This is a genomic window from Mesorhizobium sp. WSM4813 (genome assembly GCF_055811555.1).
Window position 1 is genome coordinate 1 of sequence record NZ_JBVVQU010000080.1, and the last position, 11563, is coordinate 11563.

Here is an 11563-nt window from a genome sequence, read left to right on the forward strand (position 1 = left end):
AGAGAAGCTGCGCTTCGCCATCCGTGAAGGCGGCCGCACCGTCGGTGCCGGCATCGTCGTCACCATCAAAGAGTAATCGATACCGGCATCCGCTGGATCGACAGGAAAAGGGCGGTCTTCGGGCCGCCCTTTATGCCTTTCTGGGGCGCAGCAGGCCGGCGCCTGCGGCGTCGCAAAACCCTGTTGCAAGCCGTCAAGGCTGAACTAGTATAGGTCGCATTGCGGGGGGCTTGCCCGAATGGTTCCATGGCACCGTCTGAATGATCAGGCATGGTGGATGCTTGGGCTGATCTGCCTGGCGTCGTTCCTTGTCATGGGACACGCGGCCTTCGCTGCGAATACCGAAACATCTGCACCGGATCTTGGTCCGACGATGCGGTTTGTCGTCGTCCGCAGCAGCGCGCCTAGTTGCGAACCGACCTGCCCGGAATGGATATCGGCTGAAGGCTCAATAGAAGCCGGCACGCCGGCGCTGTTCAAACGCACGCTCAAGGGGCTTGGCGGCCGCAAATTGCCGATCGTCGTCAATTCTCCGGGCGGCAATGTCGATGCAGCCCTTCAGATCGGCCGCATGATCCGCAAGAACAAGCTCGATATCGCAGTCGGCGCGACGATGTTTTACGGCTGCGAGCCACAGATGAAGAATTGCCGGGCCAATGACGGCAAGGGCGCGAGCTATTTCGGCTTCACCTATGCCAGCGGCGCCATCTGCAATTCCGCCTGTCCGCTGATGTTTGCCGGGGGCATCAGGCGCGTCGCCGGACAATGGGCCTATCTCGGCGTCCATCAGATCACCACGACCTACATCCAGACGAAATTGCAGTACCGGACCACCTATCGCGTGGTCAGAGGCAAGAAGAAGGTCCTCAGCAAGAAGATCGTCGGCCGCAAGAACGCCGGCAGCTACAAAACCTACGAGATGAGCAAGTCGGTGGAGAAAAGACTGGCGGCCTATTTGAAGGAGATGGGCGTCGATCAGGGCGTGCTGGACGTAATGAAGGCAACGCCGGCCAGCGATATAAGGCAGATCAAGTCGGGAGATATGCTGGCGATGAAGCTCGTCACCAGCCTCGACTCCGTCGACATCCTGACGGAAGCAGCCATATGCCGGCGGAGCCCGGCGCCGGCGAACTGCAGGGAGATCCCTGCGAATGCCAAGCCGGCCAAGGTGGCAGCGATCGAGGCGAAGGCCGGACCTCCTCAACCGGCTCAAGTCCCACTTTCTCAGCCGGCCAAGGAGGCAGCTGCTCAGCCGGTCGAGGCAGCGCTGGGGAGCGGGGCGCCGGAGATGCGCTTCGTTGTCGTTCGCGGCAGCAACCCGCTCTGCAATCCCGATTGCCCGGAGTGGATATCGGCGGAAGGCACGATTACGCCTCGGACCCCGCAGAAGCTGCGCCAGTTGCTCGCCACGCTTGGCAACCGGCGGTTGCCTGTGGTGATCAGCTCACAAGGCGGCGACCTGTTCAGCGCTCTAGCGGCGGGACGGCTTTTTCATGAAAAGAGGCTCGACGTTGCCGTTGCCCGCACCGATTTCGTCGGCTGCGACCCGGGAGAATGGAATTGCTTGGCCAAAGACGGCGCCTATGCCGGACTGAGCGTCGATGCGGGAGCGAAGTGTGATTCGGCCTGCGCGCTCATGCTTGCCGCGGGTGTCAGACGGTTTGTCGGTCCTCAGGCGCAGCTTAGGCTGCACCTGATCGGACAGAAGCAGGCAGTGAAGGCTTACCTGAATGAGATGGCGATCGGTCCCGGCCTGTTCACAGCGATTGAGAAGCACTCCGACGTGCACCAACTCGAACCTGAAACGATGCTGAAGCTCGGGTTGACGACGGGTCCTCAATCGGTGGACGAACTGACCGGGGCCACCATCTGCAAGTCGCTGCCCAAGCCCGATAATTGCAGGGTCACGCCGTCAGCCAACGCCGAGGCCGCGGCGTCCCCGAAGCTGTAGCTTCGCACCGGCCCAAACTGGCCATCGAGGCAGGTTGAGCTCCGCACGATCGTTCCGCTATCGTCGCTGTCAGCTGCATCCGAGGATCGGTGATGAACGAGGACGTCCCGACATTGTTCGAATGGGCCGGCGGCACCGAAGCGCTGAACCGCCTGACCCAAACCTTTTACGGCAAGGTGTCTAGGGATTCCATCGTCGGCCCGGTGTTCAAAAAACATGTCGCCGGACCATCCTGCGCATGTCGCGGCCTTCATCGGAGAGGTCTTTGGCGGACCGAAGACCTACAGCGAAGAGCATGGCGGCCATCGCGAGATGGTGATGCACCATCTCGGCAAGCATCTGAGCGAGGAACAGCGCCGCCGCTGGATCAACCTGCTCGCTGACGCCGCCGATGAAGTCGGGCTGCCGGACGATCCGGAATTCCGCTCGGCTTTCACTGCCTATGTCGAATGGGGATCGCGGCTGGCGAAGATGAACTCCAACCTTGGCGAGACCTGCGACCCGGAGACGGAACCGATGCCGGCCTGGGGCTGGGGCGTGCCCGGCGGACCGTACAAGCCACCGAGCGCGAAATTAGCCTCTCCCTGGCCCGCTTGGGGCGAAGCGGGGTAACCCTTCCTGAATGCGCCACAATATGCCGCACGTTCGACCGATTCGGCAATGAAAGGTTTGACGATGCTGATCGCTCATCTTCCGGCTGGCTACATACTCGGAACTTTCGCGCGAAATCGTTGGCCCGGCAGATCGGGGATCATGGCGGCGGCTATGCTCGGCAGCGTCTTCCCGGATATCGACATGCTCTACTTCCATTTTGTCGATGGCCGCCAGACCCATCACCACGCCTACATCACGCATTGGCCGCTCTTCTGGGCAGCGGCCGGCCTTGTGGCATTGTCGCTCGCGAAATGGCGTGATCAGCGATATCTGGCCCCAGTCGGCGCCTTCTTTGCCGCCGCAATGATGCATATGATCCTGGACAGCGTGGCCTCGCCTATAATGTGGCTAATGCCGTTCGACCGGCGTGCGCTCGAACTCGTCACGGTTCCGGCCATGTATCGCAACTGGGTCATAAGCTTCATGTTGCATTGGACTTTTGCTCTCGAACTTCTCATATGCGCCTGGGCGCTGGCCCTCGGATTTCGACGATCGCAGCCCGTCGCGGCCACGCCTAAAAACTCGACTTGAGTTCTCGTCCGCTTTATGAAATAGCAGCGCGCGATACGGGCATAGCTCAGTTGGTAGAGCGGCGGTCTCCAAAACCGCAGGTCGTAGGTTCGAGCCCTGCTGCCCGTGCCATTTTTCGAAATGGCCAATTCATGGAAAATGTCTGGTCCTCCACGCTTCGACCTTTTGAAATCGCATGGTGGCTTGCCATATAGGCTGTTTTGAGGCATAAGAGCGCCATAGCCGGGACGGGACGACTGGATGGTTCCGATGCGGCGTTTGTCATAAAGCGGACACTTGCCACTTGCGTGGATCAAGAATCGGTTTTATGTAGACGAAACAGACACGCGACGCGTGGAGCTGGGAATCCGGCTTTACGCGTCCGATTTGCATGGGCGAAATGATTGCGCTGATTCGGCGCGAACACAGGCTCAGGCGGCACATCCCGGCCAGCGGGATCATCCAGGAGATCCGGTCAACGGGTCTCGCAGACAGGCGGCACATGGCTTCGAAAACCACAAATCCTTTCGTCTTTCTCCAGCAGGTTCGCGCGGAGACCGCCAAGGTGACTTGGCCGTCGCGGCGCGAAACGATGATCTCGACGGTGATGGTTCTGGCGTTCGCTGTGATCGCGATGATCTTTTTCTTTACTGCCGATCAGCTCATGGGCCTCGCGGTCGAGCAGATTCTGGGCATTGGACGCTAAGTCCGGCGATTACGGAGAAGTCTTGAGATGACTGCGCGGTGGTACATCGTCCACGCCTATTCGAACTTTGAAAAAAAGGTCGCTGAGGACATCGAGAACAAGGCCAAGCAGAAAGGCCTGTCCGCTGACATCGAGCAGATCGTAGTGCCGACCGAGAAGGTCGTCGAGATACGCCGCGGCCGCAAGGTCGATGCCGAGCGCAAGTTCTTCCCGGGCTACGTGCTCCTGAAGGCCAACCTGACCGACGCGGTGTTCTCGCTCGTGAAGAACACGCCGAAGGTCACTGGCTTCCTGGGGGATTCGAAGCCGGTGCCGATCACCGAGGCCGAGGCGCAGCGCATCCTCAACCAGGTGCAGGAAGGCGTCGAGCGGCCGAAGCCGTCGGTCACTTTCGAGATCGGCGAGGCGATCCGCGTCTCGGACGGTCCGTTCGCGTCGTTCAACGGTTTCGTCCAGGAAGTGGACGAGGAGCGGGCGCGGCTCAAAGTGGAGGTTTCGATCTTCGGGCGCGCCGTGCCGGTCGATCTCGAATTCGGACAGGTCGAAAAAGGCTGATCCGAAATCCTTGTCGCCAAATCGGCGGTGAGGGAGGCGGCGTGGAAATCGCGGCCAAAACGGGTGGGAGGCGAATGCGGCTTTAGCCGGCCGCAGGGAACCGCACCACCAGACTGCAACCGCCGGTGTAGCCCGGATTTGGGCCCGGCATGAGATTAAAGGCAGGAAAGAGATGGCTAAGAAAATTGCAGGCCAGCTCAAGCTCCAGGTTTCCGCGGGTTCGGCTACGCCGTCGCCCCCGATCGGACCGGCGCTTGGTCAGCGCGGCATCAACATCATGGAGTTCTGCAAGGCGTTCAACGCGCAGACCCAGGAAATGGAAAAGGGATCGCCGGTTCCGGTCGTCATCACCTACTACCAGGACAAGTCGTTCACCTTCGTCATGAAGACACCACCGGTGAGCTACTTCCTGAAAAAGGCCGCGAACCTGAAGTCGGGCTCAAAGGAGCCGGGCAAGGTCAAGGCCGGCACGATTGGCCGCGACAAGGTGCGCGCCATCGCCGAGCAGAAGATGAAGGATCTGAACGCAACCGATATCGAGGGGGCCATGCGCATGGTCGAGGGCTCCGCTCGCTCGATGGGTCTGGAAGTGGTGGGCTGAGATCATGGCAAAGATTGCAAAGCGTGTATCGACGACCCGCGAAGGCATCGATCCCAACAAGGCCTACGCCTTGGGTGATGCGCTGAAGCTGCTCAAGGACCGGTCCTCGGTGAAGTTCGACGAGACCGTTGAAATCGCGATGAACCTGGGTGTCGACCCACGCCATGCCGACCAGATGGTCCGTGGTGTGGTCAATCTGCCGAACGGCACCGGCCGTACCGTCCGCGTCGCCGTTTTCGCGCGTGGCGACAAGGCCGAGGAAGCCAAGGCGGCCGGCGCCGATATCGTTGGCGCCGAGGATCTGGTCGACATCGTCCAGAAGGGCACGATCGACTTCGATCGTTGCATCGCCACGCCGGATATGATGCCGCTGGTCGGCCGTCTGGGTAAGGTGCTCGGCCCGCGCGGCATGATGCCGAACCCGAAGGTCGGCACTGTCACCACCGACGTTACCGCCGCCGTCAAGGCATCGAAGGGCGGCGCGGTCGAGTTCCGCGTCGAGAAGGCCGGCATCGTGCATGGCGGCGTCGGCAAGATCTCGTTCGACGTCAAGGCGCTGGAGGAGAATGTCCGCGCCTTCGCCGACGCGGTGAACAAGGCCAAGCCGGCTGGTGCCAAGGGCAACTACGTCAAGAAGGTGTCGGTCACCTCGACGATGGGCCCGGGCCTCAAGCTCGACGTCTCGACGCTGGCGGCGTCCTGATACGAACTATTTGGATCGGCCGCTAAAGGGCTGATCCGCAAACAGAATTCCGGGCCTCCGACTTATCTTGGCGGCCCGGTACCGGAAGTCGGAAGGCTTCCGGACATCCTGTCCGAGATTGCGGGCGGCCCCAAGCCTTAGTTCAAGGGGGGGCCTTAATTCATGTGGGCCTGCATGAGACGGGTGAAGACCGGACAAAGGAGCGACTGCTCCAATGAAAGGTTCGAACCGTGTTTGCCTTTTGTCTGCGCACCATTCGGCTTGCCGGCTGGTGTGGCGAAAGGGGGCAGGATCCTCGATCGTCGTTCGGGAGATCCGTTACTGGATGGCCCGACCGGCAAAAAGGCAACCCGACGCCTGTCCTCGTAATGGGAATGTTCCCGTTAACAGGATTGGGGTCAACTGGAGATAGGCAGTGGACAGAGCGGAAAAACGCGAACTCGTCACGGGCCTGAATGAAGCGTTTTCGGGCGCTGGTTCAGTCGTCGTGGCCCACTACGCCGGTATCACCGTCGCGCAAATGAACGACCTTCGGTCGAAAATGCGTGTCGCCGGTGGCACCGTCAAAGTCGCGAAGAACCGTCTCGCCAAAATCGCTCTTCAGGGCACGGACTCCGCATCGATCGTCGACCTGTTCAAGGGACAGACGCTGATCGCCTATTCGGAGGATCCGATTGCGGCGCCGAAGGTCGCGTCCGATTTCGCCAAGGGAAATGACAAGCTCGTCATTCTCGGCGGCGCAATGGGCACCACCTCGCTCAACGCCGACGGTGTGAAGGCACTCGCCACACTTCCGTCGCTCGATGAGCTGCGCGCCAGGCTGGTTGGCATGATCGCCACGCCGGCAACCCGGATCGCCCAGATCGTCAATGCGCCTGCGGCTTCGGTCGCGCGTGTCATCGGCGCTTACGCCCGGAAGGACGAGGCGGCATGAGGCCGTTCCTCGCTATCACAAACACACGTTCGAACCTTATGAAGGAATATTGCAATGGCTGATCTGGCAAAGATCGTAGACGACCTTTCGAAGCTGACCGTCCTTGAGGCGGCCGAGCTTTCGAAGCTTCTGGAAGAAAAGTGGGGCGTTTCCGCCGCTGCTCCGGTGGCGGTTGCCGCCGCTGGCGGTGCTGCGGCCGCTGCTGCTCCGGTCGAGGAAAAGACGGAATTCGACGTCGTCCTCACCGAGGCGGGCGCTCAGAAGATCAACGTCATTAAGGAAGTTCGCGCCATCACCGGTCTTGGCCTCAAGGAAGCCAAGGACCTGGTCGAGGCGGCTCCGAAGCCGGTCAAGGAAGCTGTTTCCAAGGCCGACGCGGACAAGTTCAAGGCCCAGCTGGAAGCAGCCGGCGCCAAGGTCGAACTGAAGTAAGCGTTTAATATCGGCGGGCGGCTTCGCGCCGTCCGCCACTCCCTTGGCGAAGGGAGGCTGCGTAACGCGAGTACGAAAACCTCTTTCCTGAGGACCGTAAACCGGCCTTCAGGAAACGGGTTTTCTCCCGTTTTGGCCGGCCACCGACAGGTGGCGGGTGAACAAATAAAAGGCCGCCGCCCAGGTGGCCGAGAATGCAAGGCGAGCCGCGGCGAGGCTCGCCCCGAGAATCGAGCTAAGGAGCGACGATGGCCCAGACACAAACTTTCAATGGCCGCAGACGCGTACGCAAATTCTTCGGAAAGATTCCGGAAGTTGCGGAGATGCCGAACCTGATCGAGGTTCAGAAGGCATCCTACGACCAATTCCTGATGGTCGAGGAGCCCAAGGGCGGTCGCCCTGACGAGGGACTGCAGGCGGTTTTCAAATCGGTGTTCCCGATTTCCGACTTTTCCGGCTCCTCGATGCTGGAATTCGTGAAGTACGAGTTCGAAGCACCGAAATTCGACGTTGACGAATGCCGTCAGCGCGACCTGACCTATGCCGCGCCACTCAAGGTGACGCTGCGCCTCATCGTGTTCGATATCGACGAGGATACCGGCGCCAAGTCGATCAAGGACATCAAGGAGCAGGACGTCTACATGGGCGACATGCCGCTCATGACCTTGAACGGCACTTTCATCGTCAACGGCACCGAGCGTGTCATCGTCTCGCAGATGCACCGTTCGCCGGGCGTCTTCTTCGACCATGACAAGGGCAAGTCGCATTCGTCCGGCAAGCTGCTGTTTGCCGCGCGCGTCATCCCCTATCGCGGCTCGTGGCTCGACATCGAGTTCGACTCGAAGGACGTCGTGCACGCGCGCATCGACCGCCGCCGCAAGATTCCGGTGTCGTCGCTGTTGATGGCGCTCGGCATGGACGGCGAGGAGATCCTGTCGACCTTCTACAACAAGATCACCTACAAGCGCGCCGGCGACCATTGGCGCATCCCGTTCAACGTCGAGCGTTTCCGCGGCCTCAAGGCCGTTGGCGACCTGGTCGATGCAGACACCAACGAGGTCGTCGTCGAGGCCGGCAAGAAGATCACTGCCCGCCAGGCCAGGGCGCTCGGCGAAAAGGGCCTCAAGGCGATCAAGGCAACCGACGAGGATCTCCTCGGCAACTACCTTGCCGAGGACATCGTCAACTATGCGACCGGCGAGATTTTCCTCGAAGCAGGGGACGAGATCGACGAAAAGACGCTGAAGGTGCTTCTCGCCGCCGGCGATGACGAGATCAAGGTTCTCGATATCGACCACGTCAATGTCGGCGCCTATATCCGCAACACGCTCAACGTCGACAAGAACGAGAGCCGCCAGGACGCGCTGTTCGACATCTACCGCGTCATGCGGCCCGGCGAGCCGCCGACGCTCGAAACCGCCGAAGCCATGTTCAACTCGCTGTTCTTCGACAGCGAGCGCTATGATCTGTCGGCCGTTGGCCGCGTCAAGATGAACATGCGCCTCGAGCTCAAGGCCGAGGACACCGTGCGCGTGCTGCGCAAGGACGACATCCTGGCCGTGGTCAAGACGCTGGTCGAACTGCGCGACGGCAAGGGCGAGATCGACGACATCGACAATCTCGGCAATCGCCGCGTTCGCTCGGTCGGCGAGCTGATGGAGAACCAGTACCGTGTCGGCCTGCTGCGCATGGAGCGCGCGATCAAGGAGCGCATGTCCTCGATCGAGATCGACACGGTGATGCCGCAGGACCTGATCAACGCCAAGCCGGCGGCCGCCGCCGTGCGCGAGTTCTTCGGTTCCTCGCAGCTGTCGCAGTTCATGGACCAGACCAACCCGCTGTCGGAGATCACCCACAAGCGCCGTCTCTCGGCGCTTGGACCCGGTGGTCTGACCCGCGAGCGCGCCGGCTTCGAGGTGCGCGACGTGCACCCGACGCATTACGGCCGCATCTGCCCGATCGAGACGCCGGAAGGCCCGAACATCGGTCTGATCAACTCGCTGGCCACCTTCGCGCGGGTCAACAAGTACGGCTTCATCGAGAGCCCTTACCGCAAGATCGTCAACGGCAAGCTGACCAATGAGGTCGTCTACCTGTCGGCGATGGAAGAGGCCAAGCACCACGTCGCGCAGGCCAATGCCGAGCTCGATAAGAACGGTGGGTTCGTCGACGAATTCGTCATTTGCCGCAACGCCGGCGAAGTGATGATGGCGCCGCGCGAAAACGTCGATCTGATGGACGTGTCGCCGAAGCAGATGGTGTCGGTGGCCGCGGCCCTGATCCCGTTCCTTGAGAACGACGACGCCAACCGCGCCCTGATGGGCTCGAACATGCAGCGTCAGGCCGTGCCGCTGGTGCGCGCCGAAGCGCCGTTTGTCGGCACCGGCATGGAGCCGATCGTCGCCCGTGACTCGGGCGCCGCCATCGGCGCCCGCCGCGGCGGTATCGTCGACCAGGTGGACGCGACGCGTATCGTCATCCGCGCCACGGAAGATCTCGATCCCGGCAAGTCGGGCGTCGACATCTACCGGCTGATGAAGTTCCAGCGTTCGAACCAGAACACCTGCATCAACCAGCGTCCGCTGGTGCGCATGGGTGACCGGGTCAACAAGGGCGACATCATCGCCGACGGTCCGTCGACCGAGCTCGGCGATCTGGCGCTCGGCCGCAACGTGCTGGTCGCGTTCATGCCGTGGAACGGCTACAACTACGAGGACTCGATCCTCTTGTCCGAGCGCATCGTCGCCGACGACGTCTTCACCTCGATCCATATCGAGGAGTTCGAGGTCATGGCGCGCGACACCAAGCTCGGGCCGGAGGAAATCACGCGCGACATTCCCAACGTCTCGGAAGAAGCGCTGAAAAACCTCGACGAGGCCGGCATCGTCTATATCGGTGCGGAAGTGCAGCCGGGCGATATCCTGGTCGGCAAGATCACACCGAAGGGCGAAAGCCCGATGACGCCGGAAGAAAAGCTTCTGCGCGCCATCTTCGGCGAAAAGGCGTCGGACGTGCGTGACACCTCCATGCGCATGCCGCCCGGAACCTTCGGCACCGTCGTCGAAGTGCGCGTCTTCAATCGCCACGGTGTGGAGAAGGACGAGCGCGCCATGGCGATCGAACGCGAGGAGATCGAACGCCTCGCCAAGGACCGCGACGACGAGCAGGCGATCCTCGACCGCAACGTCTATTCGCGCCTGTCCGACGTTCTCATCGGCAAGGACGCGATTGCCGGGCCGAAGGGCTTCAAGAAAGGCTCGAAGCTGTCGAAGGACACGCTCGACGAGTATCCGCGTTCGCAGTGGTGGCAGTTTGCAGTGGAGAACGAAAAGCTCCAAAGCGAACTGGAAGCCCTGCGTGGCCAGTACGACGATTCCAAGAAGGCGCTCGAACAGCGCTTCATGGACAAGGTCGAGAAGGTGCAGCGCGGCGACGAGATGCCTCCCGGCGTCATGAAGATGGTCAAGGTCTTCGTGGCCGTGAAGCGCAAGATGCAGCCCGGCGACAAGATGGCCGGCCGGCACGGCAACAAGGGTGTCGTGTCGCGGATCGTTCCGGTCGAGGACATGCCGTTCCTCGAGGACGGCACGCATGCCGATATCGTGCTCAACCCGCTGGGTGTGCCAAGCCGCATGAATGTCGGCCAGATCCTGGAGACGCATCTGGGCTGGGCTTGCGCCGGCATGGGCAGGAAGATCGGCGAGCTGATCGACGCGTACAAGACAGGCGGCGACATCAAGCCGCTGCGCAAGACGCTCGAGAGCTTCATGCCGGCCAACGACCGCAACGAGCCGATCCGCGACTATGACGACGAGAGCGTCGTACGCCTCAGCGAGCAAATGCGCCGCGGCGTCTCCATCGCGACACCGGTGTTCGACGGCGCGCACGAGGCCGACATCAACATCATGCTGGAGCAGGCGGGCCTGCACACCAGCGGTCAGTCGCAGCTCTATGACGGACGCACCGGCGAGCCGTTCGATCGCAAAGTGACGATGGGCTACATATATATGCTCAAGCTTCACCACCTTGTGGACGACAAGATCCACGCGCGTTCGATCGGGCCGTACTCGCTCGTTACCCAGCAGCCGCTGGGCGGCAAGGCGCAGTTCGGTGGCCAGCGCTTCGGCGAGATGGAGGTCTGGGCGCTAGAAGCGTACGGCGCCGCCTACACGCTGCAGGAGATGCTGACGGTGAAGTCGGACGACGTCGCCGGCCGCACCAAGGTCTACGAGGCGATCGTCAGAGGCGACGACACGTTCGAGGCCGGCATCCCCGAGAGCTTCAACGTTCTGGTCAAGGAAATGCGGTCCCTCGGCCTCAATGTCGAGTTGGAGAACACCAAGCTCGACGACAACCCAATCCGGCTGCCCGACGCGGCCGAGTAAGCAAGACGTGCGGGGGGGGGGGGGGGGGGCCCCCCCCCCCCCCCCCCAAAAAAAACCCAAAAAGGGTTACGGGGTTTGGGCAAAAAAAAGATAAAAAAAAAAATTTAATAGGCCGCTGGGCGCGAAAGAAGG

10 protein-coding genes, 1 tRNA gene and 1 pseudogene are annotated in these 11563 nt (G+C 61.5%); all 12 read left to right on the forward strand.

What is annotated here, in order from left to right:
• Positions 1-76: EF-Tu C-terminal domain-related protein (locus AC0L25_RS29730; RefSeq protein ID WP_454589835.1), on the forward strand; the 76-nt coding region annotated here is incomplete at its 5' end.
• A 201-nt stretch (positions 77-277) separates the two neighbouring features.
• Complete coding sequence (locus AC0L25_RS29735; protein WP_473598734.1) at positions 278-1951, forward strand: COG3904 family protein; 1674 nt, start codon at positions 278-280, stop codon at positions 1949-1951.
• A 92-nt stretch (positions 1952-2043) separates the two neighbouring features.
• A pseudogene (locus tag AC0L25_RS29740) lies at positions 2044-2563 on the forward strand (group II truncated hemoglobin).
• Between the two features lie 63 nt (positions 2564-2626).
• Positions 2627-3136 carry a metal-dependent hydrolase gene (locus AC0L25_RS29745; protein ID WP_473598735.1) on the forward strand — a complete coding sequence of 170 codons (510 nt, stop codon included), beginning with the start codon at positions 2627-2629 and terminating at the stop codon, positions 3134-3136.
• Between the two features lie 35 nt (positions 3137-3171).
• A tRNA-Trp gene (locus AC0L25_RS29750) sits at positions 3172-3247 on the forward strand.
• 370 nt (positions 3248-3617) lie between these two features.
• Positions 3618-3821, forward strand: coding sequence for a preprotein translocase subunit SecE (gene secE / locus AC0L25_RS29755; RefSeq protein ID WP_013531408.1), 204 nt, complete (start codon positions 3618-3620; stop codon positions 3819-3821).
• Between the two features lie 27 nt (positions 3822-3848).
• A complete protein-coding gene (gene nusG / locus AC0L25_RS29760) occupies positions 3849-4376 on the forward strand; it encodes a transcription termination/antitermination protein NusG (protein WP_006333333.1) in 528 nt (175 codons plus the stop codon).
• A 172-nt stretch (positions 4377-4548) separates the two neighbouring features.
• On the forward strand, positions 4549-4977 hold the full coding sequence (gene rplK / locus AC0L25_RS29765; RefSeq protein ID WP_023798121.1) for a 50S ribosomal protein L11: 429 nt from the start codon (positions 4549-4551) through the stop codon (positions 4975-4977).
• A 4-nt stretch (positions 4978-4981) separates the two neighbouring features.
• Positions 4982-5680, forward strand: a complete 699-nt coding sequence (gene rplA, locus AC0L25_RS29770; protein WP_473598736.1) for a 50S ribosomal protein L1 — start codon at positions 4982-4984, stop codon at positions 5678-5680.
• Between the two features lie 415 nt (positions 5681-6095).
• Positions 6096-6614 (forward strand): 50S ribosomal protein L10, encoded by a 519-nt coding sequence (gene rplJ / locus AC0L25_RS29775; protein WP_473598737.1) that lies wholly within the window; start codon positions 6096-6098, stop codon positions 6612-6614.
• A 54-nt stretch (positions 6615-6668) separates the two neighbouring features.
• Positions 6669-7046, forward strand: a complete 378-nt coding sequence (rplL, locus tag AC0L25_RS29780) for a 50S ribosomal protein L7/L12 (protein WP_023680442.1) — start codon at positions 6669-6671, stop codon at positions 7044-7046.
• 248 nt (positions 7047-7294) lie between these two features.
• Positions 7295-11431 (forward strand): DNA-directed RNA polymerase subunit beta, encoded by a 4137-nt coding sequence (gene rpoB, locus AC0L25_RS29785; RefSeq protein WP_473598738.1) that lies wholly within the window; start codon positions 7295-7297, stop codon positions 11429-11431.
• Positions 11432-11563: the final 132 nt, after the last annotated feature.

Bases quoted from the DNA above. Each gene is read 5' to 3' on its own strand.
- AC0L25_RS29735 (WP_473598734.1), top strand. From the start codon at position 278: ATGCTTGGGCTGATCTGCCTGGCGTCGTTCCTTGTCATGGGACACGCG.
- AC0L25_RS29745 (WP_473598735.1), top strand. From the start codon at position 2,627: ATGCTGATCGCTCATCTTCCGGCTGGCTACATACTCGGAACTTTCGCG.
- secE (WP_013531408.1), top strand. From the start codon at position 3,618: ATGGCTTCGAAAACCACAAATCCTTTCGTCTTTCTCCAGCAGGTTCGC.
- nusG (WP_006333333.1), top strand. From the start codon at position 3,849: ATGACTGCGCGGTGGTACATCGTCCACGCCTATTCGAACTTTGAAAAA.
- rplK (WP_023798121.1), top strand. From the start codon at position 4,549: ATGGCTAAGAAAATTGCAGGCCAGCTCAAGCTCCAGGTTTCCGCGGGT.
- rplA (WP_473598736.1), top strand. From the start codon at position 4,982: ATGGCAAAGATTGCAAAGCGTGTATCGACGACCCGCGAAGGCATCGAT.
- rplL (WP_023680442.1), top strand. From the start codon at position 6,669: ATGGCTGATCTGGCAAAGATCGTAGACGACCTTTCGAAGCTGACCGTC.
- rpoB (WP_473598738.1), top strand. From the start codon at position 7,295: ATGGCCCAGACACAAACTTTCAATGGCCGCAGACGCGTACGCAAATTC.